Source organism: Microbacterium xylanilyticum (genome assembly GCF_054654695.1).
The window spans coordinates 650,110-671,007 of record NZ_BAAIEN010000002.1; the positions used below are offsets into that span (position 1 = coordinate 650,110).

The following is a 20,898-nucleotide window of genomic DNA, read 5'->3' on the forward strand; positions in this document are numbered from 1 at the left end:
AAGCATGAGCGCCCTCACCGATCTCCTCGGCATCCGCACCCCTGTGATCCTCGGACCCTTCGGCGGACTCAGCTCCGTGCCGCTCACAGCGGCGGTGAGCGACGCCGGCGGGCTCGGCTCCTACGGGCTGTACGGCTATGACAGCGACCGGATCCGCACCACGATCGCGGAGCTGCGGGCGGCGACCCGGGCGCCGTTCGCGGTGAACATCTGGCTGCCCACGGGCGACGAGGTCGCTCCGGGGCCCGAGCACGACGGATACGCGGCCGCGCTCGCGCCGTTCTTCGCCGAGGTCGGCGCCGAGCCGCCGGCGCGCCCCGAACGCTACCTGCCTCCGCTCGAGGAGCAGGCGGACGCGATCCTCGAGGCGGCGCCGCCGGTGCTGAGCGTCGTCTTCGGCGTGCCCTCACCGGCGCTGGTCGACGAGGCGCACCGGCGCGGCATCCGCGTGGTCGGCACGGCCACGACCGTCGCGGAGGCCCGCGTGCTCGCAGAGGGCGGCGTCGACGCGATCGTCGCGACGGGCGCCGAGGCCGCGGGGCACCGGGTGTCGTTCCTCGGACCGGCGGAGGAGTCGCTGGTCGGCCTCTTCTCGCTGCTGCCCCAGGTCGTGGACGCCGTCTCGGTCCCGGTCATCGCCGCGGGCGGCATCGCGGACCGCCGGGGCGTGGCTGCGGCCTTCGCCCTGGGCGCGCAGGGCGTGCAGGTGGGCACGGCCTTCCTCGGCACCGCGGAGTCGGCGGCCAACGCCGCCCACCGCGACGCGATCCGCGCGACACCGGCGGAGGGCACGGTGCTGACGCGCGCGATGAGCGGCCGACTCGCCCGCGGCGCGCGCAACCGGGCGGTCGCGGAGATCGAGGGCGCCGGATCCATCGCCCCGTTCCCGGCCCAGAACTGGATCACCGGGCGCTTCCGCACCCCGGCCGGGGAGCAGAACCGGGGCGATCTGCAGTCGCTGTGGATGGGGCAGTCGGCCCCGCTCGCCCGCTACGGCACGGCGGCCGAGGCGTTCGCGGAACTGGCCGCGGGCGTGCCGCGGGACTGACCCGCGCGCCGGAACGGACGATCGCGCCGGATCAGGCCATCACGCCGGATCCCGGCCTGTCCCCGCGCGGCCGCCTGTCGTCGCGACGCCTGCGCGCGCGTCAGAGGATGACGGTGGAGCGGCCGTGCACGATGACGCGGTCGTCGGCGTGCCACTGCACCGCGCGCGCGAGCACGAGGCGCTCCACGTCGGCACCCCGGGCCTGCAGCTCGGCGGCGGAGTCAGCGTGCGTCACCCGGGTGACGTCCTGCTCGATGATCGGCCCCTCGTCGAGGTCGGCCGTCGCGTAGTGCGCCGTCGCGCCGATGAGCTTCACGCCGCGCTCCTTGGCCCGAGCGTAGGGGTTCGCGCCGATGAACGCCGGCAGGAACGAGTGGTGGATGTTGATCACCGGCGCGCCCAGGCGCTCGATGAAGTCGTCGGTGAGGATCTGCATGTAGCGGGCGAGCACGACCAGATCCACGTTGCCCTGCAGCAGCTCCAGCTGGCGCCGCTCCATCTCCGGCTTGTCGCCCGAGGGGATGTGCACGAACGGGACGCCGAACGAGCGCACCGACTCGGCGAGGTCGGGGTGGTTGGAGACGACCATGGTGACGTCGATGTCGAGCTGGCCGCGCTGGGTGCGCCAGAGCAGCTCCATGAGGCAGTGGTCGTACTTCGAGACGAAGATCGCCACGCGCTTGCGCTTGGAGGCGTCGTGCAGCGACCACTCCATGCCGAAGCGCTCGGCCACGGCGGCGAGGTCGGACTCGAGCGCGGGGCGGGCGGCGGCGAGACCCTCGCGGTGGATCACGGTGCGCTGGAAGAAGCGCCCGCCCTCCGCGTCGGTGGAGTGCTGGTCGAGCGAGATGATGTTCACCTCGTGCGCCGCGAGCACACCCGCGACGGCTGCGACGATGCCGGGCTGATCGGCGCACGTGATCAGCAGTCGGGCGGTGTCGGGCTGCGCCATGGCATCGTCTCCTTGCAACGGGGTGTGCGTCGATTCTGCCGTGCCCGCGGGCGGGAGGCGAATCGCGCGCGACGGTACGACGAATCGCCCCGGCGGCACTCGGCGGGAGACGCACGGAGGGGACCCGGGCGCGATGCCCGGATCCCCTCCGTGTCGTCGTGCGGTCAGTTCCCGTCGAACTCTGTCAGGGTCAGCGTCTGGTCGCCGGGCCGGGTGAACGAACCCGCCTGCGCGGTGCTCGATGCACCGTGCACGGCGGGCTTGTCCCACGAGCGGCCGGGGGTGGTGGCCGCCGCGGAGGTGTCGATGCCCAGCACGAGCCCGGAGTAGCGGTTCACGAGCCGGATGGATCCGGTCGCCTCTCCGCTGGCGGGGTCGGTGTTCGGCATCACGAACCACTGCTGACCGACCCCGGCCGACGCCGCGTCGGTGAGGGTGAGCGCGGCTCCCCACGCCCGACCGGCGGTCGACGAGGCGTCGACGCCCAGAAGCCTGCCCGCCTGCGTGGCGATCGTGTACGCGCCGTCACCCGTCGCCGTGAACGTCCGCGCGCCGTTCTTGCGGTTCACGTCCCCGGCCCTCTTCAGCGTGGCGCCGTCGCCTTCGACCGACAGCTTGCGGCCGTCCGCGTTGGCGATCGTGTAGGCCTTGCTCGTGTCGATCGGCGCCGCCGCCGTCACGGACGGGCCGGCGTCGATCGTGATGTTGGCGAGCTGGGCGGAGGCGTCGCCCATGCAGCCGAACGAGCAGTACGAACGGAACGACTTGCCCACGATCGCCGAGCTCGTCTTGTTGGCCGGGTCGACGAACCAGCGGTACCAGGACGCCGTCGTGTACGCGGATCCGGTGTCGCCGAGACAGAACCACTTCTGCGTCGCGAGGTTCTTCGTGGCGTAGAACTCCTGCGGTGCGTCGCCCGACTGGTCCGGGTTCTGCGGCTCGCCGATGTACAGGCCGAGGTAGGCGTCGTAGGTCACGTCCATCACGAACAGCGGCGAGGTGGGCGGCATCTGCCCCCTCTTGATCTGCTGCTGCGCAGTGCCGGGGGTGTTCGGGTCGTACTCCTTGTCGACCGGGGTGTACCCGGTCTCGCTGTCGTCGGCGACGGGCACCATGTTGCTCTCCTTGTCGGAGATTCCGGGCTGGGTCCAGGTGCCGTCGTACCACTTCTGCCAGGTGCCGGTGGCCATCTTGCCGGAGATCGGGGCCCGCGCGACGTGCTCGTAGAGGGCCACCCAGCTGCCGGTCTTGTTCACCACGCGGGATCCGTAGAACGCGTAGAAGTAGCCGGACGCCTAGTCGACGTACAGGCGGGGGTCGCCGTCACCGTAGTAGTAGGTCTGCTGCGGGAACGCCGTGGTGTCGCCGCGCGTCGTGCTGTACGGCGAGGTGATCGCGTGGCCCGGGATCGTCCAGGTCTTGCCCTGGTCGGTCGAGACCGCGTAGTCGATCGCGTCGTAGTGCAGGCCGTCGCCGAACGTCTTGGGCGTGAACTCGTTGTGCACCAGGCCGTACCAGTCGCCCGTGTCGGGGTCGACCCACATCTGCGTGATGTCGCAGTAGTTCGGCTGCGTGTAGCGGGATCCGGCAGGCGCCTTCGTCGACTCCACGCCGGTCGGGCTGGCGTTGCAGAAGTCGGTGGTGTCGGGGTTGGTGCCGGCCGCGTTGAGTGCGGCGTCGGGCGCGGCGGTGTCGAAGTCCGTGCCGGTGTCCCAGATCCACTGCCGGATGTCGCCGTTGCTGCCGTCGGGCTCGTTGTAGTAGTTCGCGTGCGACTCGCCGAAGTGGAACGTGCCGTCGGCGGCGATGAAGGGGCTCGCCGGAGTGTCGTCGGGGTACTGCCATGTGCTGTCGTCGACGGAGTGGGTCGTCACCGTCGCGGCGGCCGGCTTGGGCGTCGGGGTCGGAGTCGGGGTCGGCGTCGGGGTGACGATCGGATCGGTCGTGTACGCGACGATCTCGGAGGCCGAGGCGTGGTTCGATCCGTTCACGGCGTCGAGGATCCGGAAATCGACGTAGCGCGCGGAGACCGGCTGCGCGAACGTCACGTACTGGATCTGCGTGTTGCTCGTGGGCTGCGAGAACGTGGCGGTTCCCGCGGGCGTCCAGGCGCTGCTCCTGCCGTCCTTCGCGACGGCGGGGTCGTTCGTGGTGAGCACCTGCACGTTCTTGGCCGGGCCGTTGTTCTGCACCTTGACGGAGTAGCCGAGCCCGGTGAGCGTGTGCGGAGCGCCGATGTCGAAGGTCAGGTAGTGCGGCATCCGATCCGGTGATCCGCCGTTGTAGTTCGAGGCCCACTGGGTGGAGTAGTCGCCGTCGAACGCTCCCTTCGCCGTGCCGTCGAGCGAGGGCGGCGCGGGGTAGGGCGCCGATTCGGAGTCGACGTCGAGCAGCGTGTAGCCCGTGTCGGGAAGTGCGGCGCCGGCGGGCGGGGCGCTCGCGGCGTGCGCCGGCGCGACCGCGCCGAGGGCCAGCGTCGTGGCGGCGACGGCGAGGGCGGCGCCCCCGGCGATCGCACCGCGCGAGCGGCGGGAGAGGGACAGGGCCTTTGGGGGCATCGGTCGTCCTTGCTGCATCGTCGAGGCGGGGGAGAACACGGCTACGGTAACCCCGGGTTAGCGCTAACATCAAGGTCTGGCCTTGAAATACGCGATTTGCGATCGGATTCGGATATCGCAAACATGCGGTTCGGCGGTTCGGCGGTTCGGCGGTCGCGGAGTCTCCGATGGTCGGCGCGGCCGTGCCGAGCGCGGAGGCATAGCCTGGACGCGTGACCTCGTCCGCATCCGCCCCGGCACTCCGCGCGCTTCTCGATGGCGCCCGCGCGTCGCTGCGGGACGTGCCGCAGGAGGCGCTCGGCCGCGAGAAGCTCTCGCGCTGGCGTGCGCCGCGCATCGTGCGCGCCGGATCCGCCTGGCACGTCGGGGTGCTGCTGATCGCCGACGACGCGGTGTTCGCCACGGCGGAGGTGCTGCGCGCCGCGGCGCCCGTGCGCCGCGGGTACGCCGCGGAGTCGGCGCGCGCCCGCGCCGAACGGCGGGCGGAGGCGTCGCGCGGCGGATTCCGCGACGGCGAGACCGTGCACGTCGGCTGGACCCGGATCGATCTGGACGCGGTCGCGGCGGGCGGATCCTCCGGACCCCTCGCGGTCGTGGACGGCGTGCCGTCGGTGCGGTGGTCGCCCGCCGCGGGGCTCATGCCGCTGGAGGCCTACCTGAACGAACGGATCGCGCTGCTGCGCGGAGAGCGCTGACGTCCGGTCCCTGAGCGAGGGGTGCCGGTTCTCGCGGGTCAGCGGGCGAGCGCGCGCTCGCCGAAGCGGTGCAGGATGCGGGCGGGCTCGGTCACCACGGACGCCAGCACGGCCTCCTGCACGGTGTGGAACGCGTCCGGATCGAAGTAGCCCGTGGTGCGGTAGAACACCATCCGGTCCGCGAAGTCGCGCGGCGAGGGCTCCGGATGGAACTGCGTCGCGTAGAGGTCGGCGCCCACGCGGTACGCCTGCACGGGGCAGGAGTCGTTCCCGGCGAGCAGCACGGCACCCGGCGGTGCCTGGGTCGAGCCCTCCTTGTGCGCGGTGAACGCGTGGAACGTGGCGCCCGCGGGTCCGAACAGGGGATCGGCCGCGCCTTCCGGCGTCGTCCGGATCTCCGCCGCGGTCGCCTCCTCAGGGTTCTCCGTGCCGACGCTGCCGCCGAGGAGCCGCGTGACCACGCCGATCCCGAAGCAGGTGAAGAAGGCGGTCGTCGCGCCGTCGATCGCGCGCGCGGCGATGCGCTCCAGGTCGGCCTCGACGCGGAGCTGCGTCTCGGACTTGCGCACGTCGGTGACGTTGAACGGGGAGCCGCCGATGACGAATCCGGCGTACCGGTCGAAGGCGTCATCGGGAAGCGCGGCGGTGGTGAGGTCGATCCGGTCCAGCACGTCGGCATCGACGCCGAGGGCGACGCGGAAGGAGGCGCGCTCCGCCGTCGCCGCATCCAGCTCAGGGCGCACGCCGACGTACAGAAGCGAGGCCATCCCTGGATTCTAGGGGAGCGGCAGAGCCGCACGAGGCCCGGATGAAATGGTCGGGAACACAGCCCGTATGCGGAACGCTGATGCGGGCCGCCGGGCGCCCGCCCTTGACGTGGTCATCCCTCCATGCTCTAATGAGGCAAAAGCTTAAATAAGGACGTCATGAAATGGTCGCATCCGATGCCCTGAGCCTCGTGTTCGCTGCGCTCGCCGACCCGACGCGACGCGAGATCCTCTCGAAGCTCGCGCAGGGGCCCGCGACCGTCGGCGAGGTCGCTGCGCCGTTCTCGATGAGCGGGCCCGCGATCTCCCAGCATCTGAAGGTGCTCGAGCGTGCGGGATTGGTGACGCGCACCGCCCATGCGCAGTGGCGCACCCTCTCGATGGAGACGGAGCCGCTCGAGGAAGCCTCCGCCTGGGTCGAGAAGCAGCGCCGCGAGTGGAACCTGCGCCTCGACGCCCTCGAAGCCCACCTCGGAGTCATGAAGGCCCGAACGAACACCGACGACATCCAGGAAGGCGGATCATGAACACGACAGGCCCATCGCAGCAGGAGCCACCGCAGTTCTCCCTCACTCGCGTCCTCGACGCGCCACGCGAGCTCGTCTGGCGCGCCTGGACCCAGGAGTCCGAGTTGGCGCAGTGGCTGCGCCCGTTCGGCGTCTCGGCCGACAGCGTGCGCGCCGATGTCCGCGTGGGCGGGCGGTATCGCTACACGATGACGAACGACGAGACCGGCGAGAAGTTCCCGACCGGGGGCGAGTGCCTGCAGGTCGATCCGATCGATCGGCTCGCGTTCACCTGGGGCGACCCGGACGCGCCCGTCGAGAGGACTCCGGTGATCACGCTCACGTTCACCCCGCAGGGCGAGCGCACCGAGCTCGTCCTCCACATGCTCGGCTACGCCGGCAGGCCCGGGGACGGGTTCGTCTACGACGGCTGGGACGAAGGCCTCGCCAATCTCGGTCGGTATCTCGAGGGCGGGAAGGCGGCCTGACCCATGAGCATCACCATGGACAACGTCGGCGTCGTCGTCGAAGACCTCACTGCGGTCGTCGACTTCTTCACCGATCTCGGCCTCGAGCTCGAAGGCCGGGCCTTCGCCGAGGGGGAGTGGGCGGGCCGGGTCACCGGTCTCGGCGATCAGCGGGTCGAGGTGGCGATGATGCGCACGCCGGACGGTCATGGCCGGCTCGAGCTCTCGCGCTTCCTCGCGCCTCACGTCGTCGCCGATCATCGGAGGGCTCCGGTGAACGCGCTCGGCTACCTCCGTGTCATGTTCAACGTGGCGGACCTCGACGAGACCCTGCGGCGAATCAGCAGGCACGGCACGGAACTCGTCAGTGACGGCGTCGTGCAGTACGAGGACATCTACCGGCTCTGCTACGTGCGCGGGCCGGAGTGCATCCTCGTCGGACTCGCCCAGAGTCTGCGCTGACCGCGCCCGCGGGCGGCACCATCGAAAGGGACCGGCGGCATCGGGAATACGGTCGGGACGCATCTGTTGAACTTGATAGCACTACGCTCAAGTTTGAGAGGAAGCGAAATGCCCAACGACTTCACCGACGCGGGTTCGGGCTCGTTCGACGAGTTCCTGGCGCGCTATCTCGCCGGTGAGCAGGCCCGGCAGACCCGGTCGATCGACCTCAGCCGGTTCCTCACCGTACGCACTCAGCGGACCCTGCAGCGCGCGGGCCGGTTCGCGCTCGAGCGCGGCCAGACCGAGCTCGACGCGCTGCACGTGCTGCGCACCGTCGTCGAGGACGACGCCGTCGTCCAGGCGATCCGCAACATCGGCGTCTCGCCGCAGGCGATCATCGACGCGGTCGAGACGCGCCTGCCCGCCCCGGGGCCGGCGACGGACGCGGACGCCGCCACCATCACCCCCGGTGCCAGCCGCGCCCTGTTCCACGCCTACCAGGTCGCCCGTTCCTCCGGCGCGACCTACATCGAGCCGGAGCACGTCTTCTTCGCGCTCGTACTCGGACAGGACGTGCCCGCGGGCCAGATCCTGGCACGCGCCGGCGTCACGGCCGAGGCGCTCACGCAGAGCCTCCGCGAGCCCGTGCCTGCGGGTGCCGCCCCGGAGGCGGAGACCGCGGCGGGCGCGTCCGAGACGCCGATGCTGGACCGCTTCGGGCTGGACCTCACGGCCCGTGCCCGCGCCGGCGAGCTGGATCCCGTGATCGGCCGCGCGGACGAGATCGAGCAGACCATCGAGATCCTCAGCCGCCGCACGAAGAACAACCCCGTGCTGATCGGCGAGGCCGGCGTCGGCAAGACCGCGATCGTGGAGGGCCTGGCCCGCGCGATCGTCGACGGCGCCGTTCCCGCGCAGCTGAAGGACCGCCGCGTCGTGGCGCTCGACCTGCCCGCCATGCTCTCGGGCACCCGCTACCGCGGCGACTTCGAGGAGCGCCTCACCCAGACGATGGACGAGATCGCCGCCCACAAGGGCGAGATCATCGTGTTCATCGACGAGGTGCACACCGTCGTCGGCGCCGGCGGTTCCGGCGAGGGCGGCGGCATGGACGCCGGCAACATCCTGAAGCCGCGCCTGGCGCGGGGCGACCTGCACCTCGTCGGCGCGACCACGCTCGCCGAGTACCGGCGGATCGAGAAGGATCCGGCGCTCGAGCGCCGCTTCCAGCCGGTCAAGGTCGCGGAGCCGTCGATCGAGGACGCCGTGCGCATCCTGGAGGGGCTCAAGCCCGCCTACGAGCAGCACCACGCCGTGACCTACACGGAGGACGCGATCCGCGCCGCGGTGGAGCTCAGCGCGCGCTACCTGCCCGACCGCGTGCTGCCGGACAAGGCGATCGACCTCATCGACCAGGCGGGCGCGCGGCTGCGGCTGCGGCTCGGCGTGGTCGACGACGTCGAGGCGCTGCTCGCGGAGCTCGCCGATCTGGAGGCGCGCAAGAACGCCGCGGTCGGCGCCGAGCACTACGAGGAGGCGTCGCGGATCCGCGACGAGATCGCCGCCGTGCAGCGCCGGATCGACGCCGCCGGACGTCCCGCCGTGGTGATGAACGCGGAGGCCGCCGTGGTCGACGAGGCCGAGATCGCCGCGGTGATCTCCCGCGCGACCGGCATCCCGGTGAGTCGTGTCTCGGAGAGCGAGCGCGAGCGTCTGGCCGACCTCGAGGCCGACCTGCACGCCCGCGTGATCGGTCAGGACGACGCGGTCACCGCCGTGGCCAGGGCCGTGCGGCGCAGTCGCACCGGCATGGGCGATGCCCGCCGCCCGGTCGGCTCGTTCCTCTTCCTCGGCCCGACCGGTGTCGGTAAGACCGAGCTGGCCAAGGCACTCGCCGACCGGCTCTTCGACGACGAGACCGCCGTGATCCGCTTCGACATGAGCGAGTTCGGCGAGCGGCACACGGTGTCGCGGCTCGTCGGCGCCCCTCCGGGATACGTGGGCTACGACGAGGCGGGGCAGCTCACCGAGCGGGTGCGGCGCAACCCGTACTCGATCGTGCTGTTCGACGAGATCGAGAAGGCTCACCCCGACGTGTTCAACCTGCTGCTGCAGGTGCTCGACGACGGACGGCTCACCGATGGTCAGGGGCGCACGGTCGACTTCCGCAACACGGTGGTCGTGATGACCTCGAACATCGGATCCGAGTTCCTCGCCTCGCGCTCGGGCGCGCTCGGGTTCGTGGCGTCGCAGGACGCATCCGCGAACGGCTTCGCCTCGCAGGAGGATCTGCGGGCCCGGGTGATGGGCAAGCTGCGCGAGGCCATGCGGCCCGAGTTCCTGAACCGCATCGACGAGATCGTGCTGTTCTCGAAGCTCGGCCGCGAGGAGCTGAGCCGCATCGTCCGGCTGATGCTGCGGGCGACGGCGGCGCGTCTCGCCGGTCGCGAGGTGTCGCTCGACGTGACGGACGCGGCCGTGGCCTGGCTCGGCGAGCACGGCTACGAGCCGGAGTACGGAGCGCGGCCGCTGCGTCGCCTGATCCAGCGCGAGGTCGACGACCGCATCGCCGACCTTTTCGTCTCGGGCGAGCTCCGCGACGGGGGTCGGGTGCAGGTGGATGCGGTCGACGGCGTGCTGCAGGTCGGCGCGTCGGTTCCCGTCGCCCAGGCCGCCTGATCGTCTCCACTCGTTTCGAAGCGCGCAATTGGCTCCATCCGCACGCCGGATCCAGCCGTTTGCGCGCTTCGAAACGCCGTGAGATCAGCGGGAGGAGTTCGCGGTCCGGCCGCGCACGACGCCGACGAACGCCTCGACGTCCGAAGTCGTCGCGTCGCGGGGCCAGGCCAGCAGCACGGGGGAGACCGGCGCGTCCCGCAGGATCCGGTATTCGACGTCTTTGCGGTGATGCAGGCGGGCCAATGACATCGGGGCGACCAGGATGCCGACACCCGCGGCGACCGTCGCGATCGCGTCCTCGACCGTGTCGAGCGGACCGATCTCGGCCGCCTGGGCCGGCAGATCCAGCTCTCCGAGCACGTCCTCCCGGGTCGTGAGCAGGGTCTCGCCCTCCAGATCGGCGGGGGAGAGCTCGTCGGCGGCGAGCAGGTGCGATTCGGCGGAGGCGATCACGACCGGCAGCTCCTCGTAGAGCGCGATCGCGTGCATGCCGTTCCGGTCGAACGGATCCCGCACCAGGGCGAGGTCGACGCTCCGCTCGATGAGGGCGGTGCGCTGTGCGGTGAACGGGATCGGCACCAGCTCGAGCGTCACGTGCGGCATCCGCGCGTTCCAGGTGTCGATCCAGCGGCCCGGCGTGGCGCCCGGCACCGCGCCGAGCCGCAGGACGCGCGGCTCCTCGGCCGGCGCGACGGGAGCGTCGAACACGACCTTCTCGGTCTTCTTCGCCGCGCGCTGCGGCGCGCCATTGCCGGTGCCCTTCGCGGCGGCCTTGCCGGCGTTCCTGCCGCCGGCGGTGCTGCGGGCACCGCCCTTGGCGGAACGCACCGCGGGCTTGCGTCCGCCGGATGCGCCTCGCCTGCTCATGCGTTCAGCGTACCGGCGCAGCCTGCGGCGCCCACGGGCTCAGGACCCCGCGGCGCGGATCACGACGCAGCACCGTTCGGCGCTGGGGGCCAGCTGCGCGTCGAGGTGGCGGCATCCGAGACCCTCGGCGACGCCGGCGACGTATGCCTGGTTCATCCCGCAGATGAGCCCCGTGTGGGCGCGCGCGAGGTCGTGGAACGGGCAGTTCGCGAGCACGAGCCCGTCCTCGGCCGCGCGCGGCTCGTAGCCCTGATCCGCGAGGGCGGGCCGGATCCGCTCGTACTCGTGCGCGGCGTCGGCGCGACCGGCGTCGGCGTGCCCTGCCGCCTCGCCGATCCGGGCGCCGTAGGCGCAGCCCTCGTCACGCGCGACCTCGCGGAGCGCCGCGTCGATCGGCACGTCGCCGGCAGCGTGCTCGATCGCGCGCGCGAGCAGGTGCCCGGCCAGGTCGAAGCGCCGCGGCGGCAGGGAGACCGCGATGGTCTGCTCTGCGCGCCGGTAGAGCTTCGACGGGCGCCCGGCGCCGGGGCCGGTCCGGCCGGTCAGGCGGCGGAACTCCACCTCGAGCAGGCCGAGCTCGACGAGGCGGTCGAGCTGGAAGCGCGCGACGTGCGCGGCCACGCCCACGGCCTCGGCGGCGCTCTCCCGCGTGACGGCGTCCGGCTGCGCGATGACGTGCTCGTACAGCGCCTGCCGGGTGGGGTCCGCCAGGGCTCCGATCCCCGCGGCCCGCTCCGAGATGCTCATCTCCCCACTCTAACTGAAGAATCCCTTGATTTTAGAGATGGATGGTTCTAATTTATGAATCATCACCTGTTAGAAGGGATCCGTCATGACCACCTCGGCACACACCAGAAGCGCGGCTCATCGGCCACTGCTGCAGGACGGAAACCGGCAGGCCTTCCTGTTGCTGCGCACCGTCTTCACCGTCGCGCCGATCCTGTTCGGACTCGACAAGTTCCTCCGCATCCTCAAGCCGGACTGGGAGGTGTATCTCGCCCCGTGGATCAACGGCATGATCGGCCTGGACGCGCACACGTTCATGTACATCGTCGGCGCCGTCGAGATCCTGGCCGGGATCCTCGTCGCCTTCCTGCCCCGGATCGGCGGCTACGTGGTCGCCGCGTGGCTGCTCGGCATCATCGTGAGCCTGGTGACCGCGGGCGGATTCCTCGACATCGCTCTGCGCGACTTCGGGCTGCTGGTGGGTGCGCTCGCGCTCTCCAGCCTCGCGGGCGCGCAGCGCGGCGGGCGCTGGCGCTGATCGGCGTCGGGCCTGTACGAGGCGGGGGCTGCGACGGCGCGCATCCGGGATGAGCGCCGTCGTTGGGCGCGACGGACGGGCCGACACGCGCGAAATGCGTGCGCGGGAATAGATCCGGCCCGGCCGAGGTTGCAGATGTATCCGGGGAAAGTCCCGGGCACGGGAGGTTTTCGTGGGTAAGAACTACGTCGACATCGAAGACGGCCACGGCGGCACGCTGCGCTACCGCAAGCACGCCAACGGCCGCGGGCTGATCGCGCACGGTGCCAAGGTGCACCCGCAGGCGGTCGTGGAAGCCGGTGCCTACGTCGAACCGGGGGCGAAGGTCGGGGCCGGCGCGTACGTCGCGCGCGGCGCCTGGATCGAGCCCGAGGCGATCGTGGGCGTGAACGCCCGGATCGAGGCCCATGCCCACATCGGGCAGCGGGCCGTGATCGGAGACGGCGCCACGATCGGCGTGCGCACCGAGGTCGGCGCCGGCGCGCACATCGCGCGCGGCGCCAAGATCGGCGACGACGAGACCGTCGCCGCCGGCATGAATCTGGACACCGACCGCAAGGGCCTCTGGCTGGCGGCCTGAACGCCGCGGCCATCAGGGCCGCACCGAAGACGCGCATCTCTGCGGAGGTGCGCGTCTTCGCGGATCCGGCGCCGCGCGCTCAGCGCCCGCACCACCGCTCAGCGCCCCCACCACCGCGCGCTCAGCGCTGGCAGTTCGGGCACCAGAACGTGCGGCGCTCCTCGGCGGGGTCGGCGCCCAGTTCGCCCGACAGGATGAGGGCGCCGCAGCGGCGGCAGGGGCGGCGGGCGCGCCCGTAGACCCACGTGGTGCGGCCGCGCAGCGCGACCCCGGTGAAGGTGCGATCGACCCGTTCCCGGTTGGCGCGGATCGTGCGTGCGCCGAGATCGAGCAGCGCCGCGACATCCACCTCCGTCGCTGGACGCGTGGGCAGCACGCCGCGCAGGAACAGCAGCTCGGCGGCGTACTCGTTGCCGAACCCGGCCACGTTGCGCTGATCCAGCAGGGCGACGTGGATCGGGCGCGGATCCGCTCCGAGCCGCCGTGCGGCCTCCACCGGATCCCAGTCGTCGCTGAGCGGATCCGGTCCCAGGTGCGAGACCAGGGTCGCCTCCTCGACCGTCGGCACGAGCGCCAGCATCGACACCTCGAAGCCGACCGCCTCGACGTCGGCCGTGCCGACGATCGCGCGGGCGGTGTGCGCGGACGCCCGCCAGCGCTCGCCCGGCCGGTACAGGTGCCAGGCGCCGTCCATGCGCAGGTGCGAGCGGAGCGTCCAGTCGCCGATGCGCATGAGGATGTGCTTGCCGCGCGGAACCACGGCGTGCACGACGGATCCGGTCAGGTCGGCGTTCGCCAGATCGGGCACCCGCAGGTCGAAGCGCGTCACCACGCCGCTGCGCAGCGCCCGGTCGAGGCGGTGCGCCACGCGGTAGACGGTGTCGCCCTCAGGCACCGGGCGCCGCCTCCGTTGTACTCCCGATCGCCGCGCGCTCGGTCAGGGCCCGGGCGAGCACCGTGGATCCGGCGACGGCGGCGGGCATCGTGATGACCGCGCCCAGCGGCACCATGAAGCACAGCTGCGTGGCGACGCCGAAGCCGAGCACCCTGGCTCGTCCCGAGGCGAGCAGTCGCGCGCGGTCGTGGCGGCTCAGGCCGCGGGCGTCGAAGGCGCGGCCCGTGAGCTCCCGCGCGAGCAGGCGTCCGGAGAGGAGCACGCCGACGACGGTGGCGAGCACCCCGCCGACGACCGGGATGAGACCCAGCACCAGGGTCAACAGGGCGATCAGCGCGCCGAGCAGCACCAGGCGAAGCCCCTCGCCGATCGTGGCCCAGAAGCCGGTCTCGCCCGTGGGCTCGGGCCCGCCGAGGCTGCGCTCGACCTCGCGCCAGATGCGCTGGTAGAACGGATCCCCGATCGTCAGCGTCAGAGCAGTGAAGACCAGCGCCGAAAGCACGGCGCCGGCGATGAACAGCACGATGCCGAGCGCGATGCGCAGGGCGTCGCGCCAGCCGGCGATCCAGCCGTCGGCGAACGGCGTCATCCAGGTGGTGATCGCGCCGAGCGACAAGCCGAGGGGGATCAGGAGCGCGGTCAGCAGGAGGAAGCTGATCACCGCCGGGATGAGCCCGAGCGCGAGCAGCCGAGGGCGCGTGCGCCACAGCGCGAACCCGCGCAGCAGGGTGCCGACGCCGGCGGCGAACTCGCGGATCATGACACCAGGGTATGTGCGGGTGCGGACGGCGTCGCGGCCGAGCGTCGTCACAGCGTCTTGCGCAGGGTGTACCCCCGCGGGGTCGCCACGAAGCCCGCCTCCTGCAGCAGCCGGCCGAGCCGGGGGCCGCGTCCGGATCCGTCGGCGCCGCGCTCGTACAGGCCGGAGCCGTTCACCTTCTCCACGGTGAGCGTCTCCAGGCGCCGCGCCTTCGCGGTCGCGGCGAGGTCTGCCGTCGCGGCGCGCAGCTCCTCCTCGTCGTCGGAGAACGCGAGCACCGTCTTGCCGCCCCGCTCGAGGTACAGCACGAGGGCGCCGTCCACGAGCACCACGAGCGCGCCGGCCTTGCGCCCGGGGCGGTGCGAGACCTCGTCCAGCCGGGGCCAGCCGAGGGCAGCGCCGTACGGGTTCGCCGGATCGGTGGCCGCGAGCGTGCGCCCCGTGCGCGGCGGCGGGTCGGCGAGCCCGGCGAAGGTGCGCAGCCGGTCGATCGTGGCGGAGGCGGCGAACTGCGCCGCGCCGAGTTTCTCGATCACGTATCCGCGGCGGCAGTGCCCGGCTTCCTCGAAGCCCGCCAGCACGCGGTAGGCCTGCGCGAAGCCGCCGGGTACGCCCTCGGCCTGCACCGATCCGCGGGTGACGACGCCGTACCGGTCCAGCAGCAGTCCCGCCGAGACCGTGGCGCGCCGCGCCGGATCCGTCTCGGCCTCGGGCAGCAGCGACCAGCGGCCGCCGACGGACAGCGGGCGCGGCGCCGAGGCAGGGCGGGCCAGGGACATCCCGCGGAACGTGCGGGCGCGCGGAGTGCGGCGCGTCACCTTGTGCGCCTGGCTCCCGCCGCTCAGCAGTGCACGGATCGGGGCGAACGTGTCGTTCGTGACGTGCCCCGACCAGGCGAGGTTCCACAGCGCCTCGACCACCGATGCCTCGTTCTCGGCCCCGGTGGTCTCGCGCAGCTGGGCGGCGAAGTACGCACCGCCCGAGGCGAGGGCCGCGAGGAGCTGTGCCTCCAGCGATCCCTCCCCGGGGGCGTCGTCGGCGAACGGCACCGTGAACGGGGCGAGGTCGGCGGGGTGCAGCGACACCCAGCCGTCGCGGCCCGGCAGCGCTCCGTGGCCGGCCCACACCACCTCGCCGGAGCTGGTGAGCTCGTCGAGCATCGCCGGGACGTAGTCGCGCACGCGCTGCGGCAGGATCAGCGACTCCCAGGCGCTGGCGGGGATCGGCACGCCGGCGAGCTGCTCGATCACGGTCGCGACGCCGTCGATGCCCTCGAGCGGACGCGCCACATGCTGCCACTCCGGCAGGAACCGCGCGAACGCGGCCGGGGGCACCGGCTCGACGCTGCCCCGGATCGCGGCGAGGGAGCGCATCCGCAGTCGGCGCAGCACCTCGGTGTCGCACCACTCCGTCTCGTCCGGACCGGCGGAGGTGGCGGAGGCGCGGGCTCCCGTGGCGCCGGCGGCGGGGTCCGGCAGGAAGTACCCGCTTGTGACCCGTCCGTCGGCCTCGAGGCGCTGCAGCGTCTGTCGCACGATCGCCGTGCCCAGCCCGAACCGCGCCGCCACCGCCGATCCCAGGAACGGCCCGTGCGTGCGCGCGTGCCGGGCGATCAGATCGCCGAGCGGATCCGCGACCGGCTCCAGGAACGCCACCGGGATCCCCACGGGCAGCGGCACGCCGAGAGCGTCGCGCAGGCGCCCGGCGTCCTCGATCGCGGCGACGCGGCGCGCCCCGCCGATCGTGACCTCGATCGCGCGGCGGGCCTCCACGAGCGCCGCCAGGTGGGCGGCGGCCACAGCGTCGGTCGCTGAGCCTGTCGAAGCGCCCTTCGTCTCGTCGCTGCGCTCCTCGCTCAGGGACCGGCCCGACTCGGCGTCCGGATCCTCCAACCGCGCCGCGACCTCCGCCGCATCGAGCGGGCCGAGGATCCGCAGCAGATCGGCGACGCCCTCCACACCCCGCGCGCGGCGGGCCGGATCCAACCGCTGCGCCTCGCGCTCGAACTGCGCGATGACGTCCGGATCCAGCAGCTCCCGCAGCTCCACCGTGCCGAGGAGTTCGCCGAGCAGCGCGGGGTCGACCGACAGCGCGGCGGCCCGGCGCTCGGCGAGCGGGGAGTCGCCCTCGTACATGAAAGCGCCCACGTAGCCGAACAGGAGGTCGCGGGCGAACGGCGACGGCTGCGCGGTCTGCACCTCGACGAGCCGGATCCGCCGTTCCGCGATCCCCGTGATCAGGCGCCGCAGCGAGGGCAGGTCGTAGACGTCCTGCAGCACCTCGCGCAGGGTCTCCAGGATGATCGGGAACGTGGGGTGCTTGCGCGCGACCTCGAGCAGCTGAGCCGAGCGCTGCCGCTGCTGCCAGAGCGGCGTGCGCCGGTTCGGATTCATCCGCGGCATGAGCAGCGCGCGAGCGGCGCATTCGCGGAACCGCGAGGCGAACAGGGCGGATCCGCCGACCTCGTCGGTGACGATCCGCTCCAGCTCGTGGGGGTCGAAGACGAACAGCTCGGCGCCGGGCGGCGCGGCGTCGGCGTCCGGCACGCGCACGATGATGCCGTCGTCGCTCGCGACCGCCGACCCCTCCACGCCGAGGCGCTCGCGGATGCGCGCGTTCACGGCGAGGGCCCACGGCGCGTGCACGGTCTGCCCGAAGGGCGAGTGCAGGATCACCCGCCAGTCGCCGATCTCGTCGCGACTGCGCTCCACGGTGAGCGTGCGGTCCGTCGGCAGGGTGCCGGTGGCGGCCTTCTGCTCGTCGAGGTGCGCGAGGAGGTTGTCCTGGGCGAGGGCGTCGAGTCCCGCGGCGGCGAGCCGTTCCCGGGCCTGGGGCTCCGGGGCGCCGTGCACCTCCCGGTTGAACGCCCCCAGGGCCTCGCCCAGCTCGAAGGGGCGGCCCAGCCCGTCGCCGTGCCAGAACGGCACCTTGCCGGGCTGCCCGAACGCGGGGATCACGTTGACGCGGTCGTGGGTGATCTCGGCGATCCGCCAGCTCGTCGTGCCGAGCGTGAACACGTCGCCCACGCGGGACTCGTAGACCATCTCCTCGTCGAGCTCGCCGACACGAGCGCCCGTGGTCTCGCCGGCCACGAACACGCCGAACAGGCCGCGGTCGGGAATGGTGCCGCCGCTCGTGACGGCGATACGCTGCGCGCCGGGCCGCCCGGTCAGGGTGCCCGCGTCGCGATCCCACACCAGGCGCGGGCGCAGTTCGGCGAACTCGTCCGACGGGAAGCGGCCCGCGAGGAGGTCGAGCGTCGCCTCGTAGGCCGAGCGGGGGAGCGCCGCGAAGGGCGCGCTGCGGCGCACCGTGTCGAACCACTGCTCGACGTCGAGGGGATCCAGCGCGCAGGCGGCGACCGTCTGCTGGGCGAGGATGTCGAGCGGATTGCGCGGAACGCTGATCGCCTCGATCAGGCCGGCGAGCATGCGCTCGGTCACGATCGCGGTGTGCAGCACGTCGCCGCGGTGCTTCGGGAACAGGGAGGCGCGGCTGATCTCGCCGACCTGGTGCCCGGCGCGACCCACGCGCTGCAGGCCCGAGGCGGCCGAGGGCGGCGCTTCCACCTGGATGACCAGGTCGACCGCGCCCATGTCGATGCCGAGCTCGAGGCTGCTCGTCGCCACGACGCAGCGCAGCACGCCCGACTTCAGCTCCTCCTCGACGATAGCGCGCTGCTCCTTGGAGACGGAGCCGTGGTGCGCCTTGGCGAGCACCGGGCCGGCACCCGCGGTGGACCCGGCCTGCGCCATCATCGCCGCGGGCACCATTGCGGCGGGCAGGTCGAGGCCGATGCGCTCGCTGTAGATCTCGTTGAGGCGTCCGGTGAGCCGCTCCGCCAGACGCCGGGAGTTGGCGAACACGATGGTCGAGCGGTTCTGCAGGATCCGGTCGACGATCGCCTCCTCGACATGCGGCCAGACGGATCCGGTCATCTCGGTGTTCTCGCCGAACGCGTCGGCACCGCCGGTCGTCTGATCGATCCGCTCCGCGCCGGGCGGCCGCGGCGTCTCATCGGTGCCGGGCGGGGGCGGAGGATTAAGCATGTCCTCGATGGGCACCACCACCTGCAGGTCGAAGGTCTTCGACGCGGGCGGCGCCACGATCTCGACGGGCTGCGCGCCGCCGAGGAACCGCGCGACCTCATCGATCGGCCGCACCGTCGCGCTCAGGCCGATGCGCTGCACCGGAGTGTCGTGCCCGGCGGCGCGTCGCAGCTGGTCGAGCCGTTCCAGGCTCACGGCGAGGTGGGCGCCGCGCTTGGTCGCCGCGACCGCGTGCACCTCGTCGATGATGACGGTGTGCACGTCGCGCAGGGTGTCGCCGGCGCGGCTCGTGAGCATGAGATACAGCGACTCGGGTGTCGTGATGAGGATGTCGGGCGGATCCGTGACGAGCTTGCGCCGGTCGGACGAGGTCGTATCGCCCGAGCGCACGCCCACGGTCACCGCGGGAGCGGGCTCGCCCAGCCGGCGCGCGGACTGGCCGATGCCGATCAGGGGGGAGCGCAGGTTGCGCTCCACATCGACGCCGAGGGCTTTGAGGGGGGAGATGTAGAGGATGCGGGTGCGGCCGGGGCGCTCCGGCGCAGCCTTCCTCCGGCCTCTCGATCCGGCGGGCGCAGCGCCGGGGGAGCCCGCCTCGGATCCCGCCGCCTCCGCCGTGCGTTCCCGGAACACCCGGTCGATCGCCCACAGGAACGCCGACAGGGTCTTGCCGGATCCGGTCGGCGCGACGACGAGCGCGTGCTTCCCGGCGGAGATCGCCTCCCAGGCTCCGGCCTGCGCCGCAGTGGGCGCGGTGAACGCCCCGCGGAACCAATCCTGGGTCGCGGGCGTGAACCGGTCGAGCACATCGTGCCGCGCCCCGGTCGCCGTGCCTCGTGCTGAGCGCGTCGAAGCATCCGTCATCCGTCCATCTTCGCCGCTGCCGGGGACATTCGGGGCGGATCCGCCTACGGCGCAACGCCCGTGCGCTGTCGCGGATCTCCAAGCCCGGTCTCGGAGCGCGGTGCGAGCATGGGGGAATGGCCGAGCACACGACGAACTACGCGAGCACGTTCATCGAGGTGGCGGAGGACTGCCCCACGGACCACGCCCAGGAGCCGCCCGCCGGCGAGACGCCGACGATCGCCGCGCTGCACTACCGCCTGATCGCGGAGCACTCGTTCGAGCTCACCTCGGACGACGTCGTCTTCACCACCTGGGCGATGCGGCACGGCGCGGATCCGACCGACTCCGACGCGAGGAAGCAGTTCTTCTCGCGAGGGCAGGCCTGCCTGCGCTCCTCGCCGCTCGGCAAGCGCTACGGCTGGGGCGTGCTCAGCGACGCCGAGGGGCGCGTCGCCCTCGTACCCCGGGAATCCGAGGACTATGCGCTGCTCGCGGCCGACCCGGACCTGGGGCATACCAGAGCGATGCGGTCGAAGCGCGCCTGAGACGGACAGCGCGCCTCCGCGGGGTCAGCGCTCGTTCGGGATGATGATCCAGAGAACGAGGTAGACCCACAGCGGGAGCCCGGCGAACACCATCGCGATGATCGCGATGATCCGGACGAGCGCGACGGGCATGCCGAAGCGGCGGGCGAGGCCGGCGCAGACGCCGGCGATGAAACGGCCCTTGCGGGGGCGGACGAGGTCGCTCATGGCCTCATCCTGCCCCCGCCTCCTGGGCGGCGCCTGGATCAGGGCAGGCGGTTGGCGATGGCCAGGTTGGCGCGCAGCTCCTCCGCGTTCTGCCGCGTGACGTAGGCGGGGCGGTCGCGCTCGAGCCGCCACGACTCGCTCAGCGGACCCGCGCTCACCGTGTCGAACCCGAGGCGGTCGTAGAGGTCGGTCACGAACGCGACCGCCTCATCGTCGTCGCTCGCCGTGCCGAGAGCGCGTCGATCGGGTGTGCCCGCCGGCGAACCCGTCGTCAGGATCTCTCCGGCGCGGATCTGGTTGAACGCCTTCACGACCTTCGAGGCGGGCAGGTGCTCCTGCAGCAGCTGCGACGTGGTGGTCTCGCCGCGGTCGAGCGCATCGATGTGACCGTCGCGCTCGAAGTAGTAGTTGTTCGTGTCGAGCACGATCTTCCCGGCGAGCGGAGCGACGGGCACGTCCTTCAGCGCCTTGAGCGGCACCGTGACCACGGCGATGTCCGCGGCCTCGGCCGCTCCCGTCGCGGTGGAGGCGGTCACGTGCGGTCCGAGCCGTTCCACGAGATCGGCGAGCGTCTCCGGACCTCGCGAGTTCGCGATCACGACGTCGTAGCCGAGTCCCGCGAAGGCCTCCGCCAGGGCGCTGCCGATGTGTCCTGCTCCGATGATTCCGATAGTCGTCATGACGGGGCCAACAGCAGGGTGCCGCGACCGCATTCCCGATGTGTCGGCCCGTTTCCGACATGCGCACCCGGCCGGGCCCGAGAGGCCGG

At 72.2% G+C, this 20,898-nt stretch carries 20 protein-coding genes; 9 read left to right on the plus strand and 11 right to left on the minus strand.

Features of this window, described 5'->3' with window-relative positions:
• Positions 1 to 4 precede the first annotated feature (4 nt).
• Positions 5 to 1,048 (plus strand): NAD(P)H-dependent flavin oxidoreductase, encoded by a 1,044-nt coding sequence (locus tag ACYQ1L_RS03640; RefSeq protein WP_460002899.1) that lies wholly within the window; start codon positions 5 to 7, stop codon positions 1,046 to 1,048.
• Positions 1,049 to 1,148: 100 nt separating this feature from the next.
• On the opposite strand, the gene purU is transcribed toward ACYQ1L_RS03640, so the two are convergent.
• The 3 genes from purU to ACYQ1L_RS03655 all read right to left on the minus strand — a co-directional run bounded on the left by purU (position 1,149) and on the right by ACYQ1L_RS03655 (position 4,558).
• Entirely contained in the window at positions 1,149 to 2,000 is an 852-nt protein-coding gene (purU, locus tag ACYQ1L_RS03645; RefSeq protein ID WP_460002900.1) for a formyltetrahydrofolate deformylase, read from the minus strand.
• A 164-nt stretch (positions 2,001 to 2,164) separates the two neighbouring features.
• A complete protein-coding gene (locus ACYQ1L_RS03650; RefSeq protein ID WP_460002901.1) occupies positions 2,165 to 3,259 on the minus strand; it encodes a hypothetical protein in 1,095 nt (364 codons plus the stop codon).
• A gap of 36 nt (positions 3,260 to 3,295) precedes the next feature.
• Entirely contained in the window at positions 3,296 to 4,558 is a 1,263-nt protein-coding gene (locus tag ACYQ1L_RS03655) for a discoidin domain-containing protein (protein ID WP_460002902.1), read from the minus strand.
• A gap of 212 nt (positions 4,559 to 4,770) precedes the next feature.
• Between ACYQ1L_RS03655 and ACYQ1L_RS03660 the strand changes: the two genes are divergently transcribed.
• On the plus strand, positions 4,771 to 5,253 hold the full coding sequence (locus ACYQ1L_RS03660) for a glutaminase (protein WP_460002903.1): 483 nt from the start codon (positions 4,771 to 4,773) through the stop codon (positions 5,251 to 5,253).
• A gap of 38 nt (positions 5,254 to 5,291) precedes the next feature.
• Here the strand turns inward: ACYQ1L_RS03660 and ACYQ1L_RS03665 are convergent, their stop codons facing one another.
• Positions 5,292 to 6,020, minus strand: a complete 729-nt coding sequence (locus ACYQ1L_RS03665; protein WP_460002904.1) for a glutamine amidotransferase-related protein — start codon at positions 6,018 to 6,020, stop codon at positions 5,292 to 5,294.
• A 164-nt stretch (positions 6,021 to 6,184) separates the two neighbouring features.
• Between ACYQ1L_RS03665 and ACYQ1L_RS03670 the strand changes: the two genes are divergently transcribed.
• From ACYQ1L_RS03670 to ACYQ1L_RS03685, 4 genes are all read left to right on the plus strand, one after another.
• Positions 6,185 to 6,547, plus strand: a complete 363-nt coding sequence (locus tag ACYQ1L_RS03670) for an ArsR/SmtB family transcription factor (RefSeq protein WP_460002905.1) — start codon at positions 6,185 to 6,187, stop codon at positions 6,545 to 6,547.
• Positions 6,544 to 7,014 carry an SRPBCC family protein gene (locus ACYQ1L_RS03675; RefSeq protein WP_460002906.1) on the plus strand — a complete coding sequence of 157 codons (471 nt, stop codon included), beginning with the start codon at positions 6,544 to 6,546 and terminating at the stop codon, positions 7,012 to 7,014. Before ACYQ1L_RS03670 ends, ACYQ1L_RS03675 begins: the two co-directional genes overlap by 4 nt.
• A gap of 3 nt (positions 7,015 to 7,017) precedes the next feature.
• Positions 7,018 to 7,455: a VOC family protein gene (locus ACYQ1L_RS03680; protein WP_460002907.1), complete on the plus strand. Its 438-nt coding sequence runs from the start codon at positions 7,018 to 7,020 to the stop codon at positions 7,453 to 7,455.
• Between the two features lie 108 nt (positions 7,456 to 7,563).
• The gene (locus tag ACYQ1L_RS03685; RefSeq protein ID WP_460002908.1) at positions 7,564 to 10,116 is read left to right on the plus strand and encodes an ATP-dependent Clp protease ATP-binding subunit; all 2,553 of its coding nucleotides are present in this window, start codon (positions 7,564 to 7,566) and stop codon (positions 10,114 to 10,116) included.
• Positions 10,117 to 10,200: 84 nt separating this feature from the next.
• Here the strand turns inward: ACYQ1L_RS03685 and ACYQ1L_RS03690 are convergent, their stop codons facing one another.
• Positions 10,201 to 10,983, minus strand: coding sequence for a LysR family substrate-binding domain-containing protein (locus ACYQ1L_RS03690; RefSeq protein WP_460002909.1), 783 nt, complete (start codon positions 10,981 to 10,983; stop codon positions 10,201 to 10,203).
• A gap of 39 nt (positions 10,984 to 11,022) precedes the next feature.
• Positions 11,023 to 11,730: a helix-turn-helix transcriptional regulator gene (locus ACYQ1L_RS03695; protein ID WP_460002910.1), complete on the minus strand. Its 708-nt coding sequence runs from the start codon at positions 11,728 to 11,730 to the stop codon at positions 11,023 to 11,025.
• Positions 11,731 to 11,815: 85 nt separating this feature from the next.
• Between ACYQ1L_RS03695 and ACYQ1L_RS03700 the strand changes: the two genes are divergently transcribed.
• On the plus strand, positions 11,816 to 12,247 hold the full coding sequence (locus ACYQ1L_RS03700) for a hypothetical protein (protein ID WP_460002911.1): 432 nt from the start codon (positions 11,816 to 11,818) through the stop codon (positions 12,245 to 12,247).
• 172 nt (positions 12,248 to 12,419) lie between these two features.
• Positions 12,420 to 12,827 (plus strand): transferase, encoded by a 408-nt coding sequence (locus ACYQ1L_RS03705; protein ID WP_460002912.1) that lies wholly within the window; start codon positions 12,420 to 12,422, stop codon positions 12,825 to 12,827.
• A gap of 121 nt (positions 12,828 to 12,948) precedes the next feature.
• Here ACYQ1L_RS03705 and ACYQ1L_RS03710 read toward each other — a convergent pair whose 3' ends face one another.
• From ACYQ1L_RS03710 to ACYQ1L_RS03720, 3 genes are read right to left on the minus strand one after another with little or no spacing between them, the layout of a single operon-like run.
• The gene (locus ACYQ1L_RS03710) at positions 12,949 to 13,722 is read right to left on the minus strand and encodes a DNA-formamidopyrimidine glycosylase family protein (protein ID WP_460002913.1); all 774 of its coding nucleotides are present in this window, start codon (positions 13,720 to 13,722) and stop codon (positions 12,949 to 12,951) included.
• On the minus strand, positions 13,715 to 14,482 hold the full coding sequence (locus tag ACYQ1L_RS03715; RefSeq protein WP_460002914.1) for an EI24 domain-containing protein: 768 nt from the start codon (positions 14,480 to 14,482) through the stop codon (positions 13,715 to 13,717). The genes ACYQ1L_RS03710 and ACYQ1L_RS03715 overlap by 8 nt, the downstream gene beginning before the upstream one ends.
• A gap of 47 nt (positions 14,483 to 14,529) precedes the next feature.
• Positions 14,530 to 19,395 (minus strand): ATP-dependent helicase, encoded by a 4,866-nt coding sequence (locus ACYQ1L_RS03720; RefSeq protein ID WP_460002915.1) that lies wholly within the window; start codon positions 19,393 to 19,395, stop codon positions 14,530 to 14,532.
• A 116-nt stretch (positions 19,396 to 19,511) separates the two neighbouring features.
• On the opposite strand from ACYQ1L_RS03720, the gene ACYQ1L_RS03725 reads away from it, so the two are divergent.
• Positions 19,512 to 19,922 carry a DUF6157 family protein gene (locus tag ACYQ1L_RS03725; protein ID WP_460002916.1) on the plus strand — a complete coding sequence of 137 codons (411 nt, stop codon included), beginning with the start codon at positions 19,512 to 19,514 and terminating at the stop codon, positions 19,920 to 19,922.
• A gap of 24 nt (positions 19,923 to 19,946) precedes the next feature.
• On the opposite strand, the gene ACYQ1L_RS03730 is transcribed toward ACYQ1L_RS03725, so the two are convergent.
• Both ACYQ1L_RS03730 and ACYQ1L_RS03735 read right to left on the minus strand, forming a co-directional pair.
• On the minus strand, positions 19,947 to 20,129 hold the full coding sequence (locus ACYQ1L_RS03730) for a PspC domain-containing protein (RefSeq protein ID WP_159576823.1): 183 nt from the start codon (positions 20,127 to 20,129) through the stop codon (positions 19,947 to 19,949).
• Positions 20,130 to 20,167: 38 nt separating this feature from the next.
• On the minus strand, positions 20,168 to 20,809 hold the full coding sequence (locus tag ACYQ1L_RS03735) for an NADPH-dependent F420 reductase (RefSeq protein ID WP_460002917.1): 642 nt from the start codon (positions 20,807 to 20,809) through the stop codon (positions 20,168 to 20,170).
• Positions 20,810 to 20,898: the final 89 nt, after the last annotated feature.

Excerpts from the sequence above, each read along its gene's own strand:
- ACYQ1L_RS03640 (WP_460002899.1), top strand. The coding sequence starts at position 5 with ATGAGCGCCCTCACCGATCTCCTCGGCATCCGCACCCCTGTGATCCTC.
- purU (WP_460002900.1), bottom strand. The coding sequence starts at position 2,000 with ATGGCGCAGCCCGACACCGCCCGACTGCTGATCACGTGCGCCGATCAG.
- ACYQ1L_RS03655 (WP_460002902.1), bottom strand. The coding sequence starts at position 4,558 with ATGCCCCCAAAGGCCCTGTCCCTCTCCCGCCGCTCGCGCGGTGCGATC.
- ACYQ1L_RS03665 (WP_460002904.1), bottom strand. The coding sequence starts at position 6,020 with ATGGCCTCGCTTCTGTACGTCGGCGTGCGCCCTGAGCTGGATGCGGCG.
- ACYQ1L_RS03670 (WP_460002905.1), top strand. The coding sequence starts at position 6,185 with ATGGTCGCATCCGATGCCCTGAGCCTCGTGTTCGCTGCGCTCGCCGAC.
- ACYQ1L_RS03675 (WP_460002906.1), top strand. The coding sequence starts at position 6,544 with ATGAACACGACAGGCCCATCGCAGCAGGAGCCACCGCAGTTCTCCCTC.
- ACYQ1L_RS03680 (WP_460002907.1), top strand. The coding sequence starts at position 7,018 with ATGAGCATCACCATGGACAACGTCGGCGTCGTCGTCGAAGACCTCACT.
- ACYQ1L_RS03685 (WP_460002908.1), top strand. The coding sequence starts at position 7,564 with ATGCCCAACGACTTCACCGACGCGGGTTCGGGCTCGTTCGACGAGTTC.
- ACYQ1L_RS03690 (WP_460002909.1), bottom strand. The coding sequence starts at position 10,983 with ATGAGCAGGCGAGGCGCATCCGGCGGACGCAAGCCCGCGGTGCGTTCC.
- ACYQ1L_RS03695 (WP_460002910.1), bottom strand. The coding sequence starts at position 11,730 with ATGAGCATCTCGGAGCGGGCCGCGGGGATCGGAGCCCTGGCGGACCCC.
- ACYQ1L_RS03700 (WP_460002911.1), top strand. The coding sequence starts at position 11,816 with ATGACCACCTCGGCACACACCAGAAGCGCGGCTCATCGGCCACTGCTG.
- ACYQ1L_RS03715 (WP_460002914.1), bottom strand. The coding sequence starts at position 14,482 with ATGATCCGCGAGTTCGCCGCCGGCGTCGGCACCCTGCTGCGCGGGTTC.
- ACYQ1L_RS03720 (WP_460002915.1), bottom strand. The coding sequence starts at position 19,395 with ATGACGGATGCTTCGACGCGCTCAGCACGAGGCACGGCGACCGGGGCG.
- ACYQ1L_RS03725 (WP_460002916.1), top strand. The coding sequence starts at position 19,512 with ATGGCCGAGCACACGACGAACTACGCGAGCACGTTCATCGAGGTGGCG.
- ACYQ1L_RS03730 (WP_159576823.1), bottom strand. The coding sequence starts at position 20,129 with ATGAGCGACCTCGTCCGCCCCCGCAAGGGCCGTTTCATCGCCGGCGTC.
- ACYQ1L_RS03735 (WP_460002917.1), bottom strand. The coding sequence starts at position 20,809 with ATGACGACTATCGGAATCATCGGAGCAGGACACATCGGCAGCGCCCTG.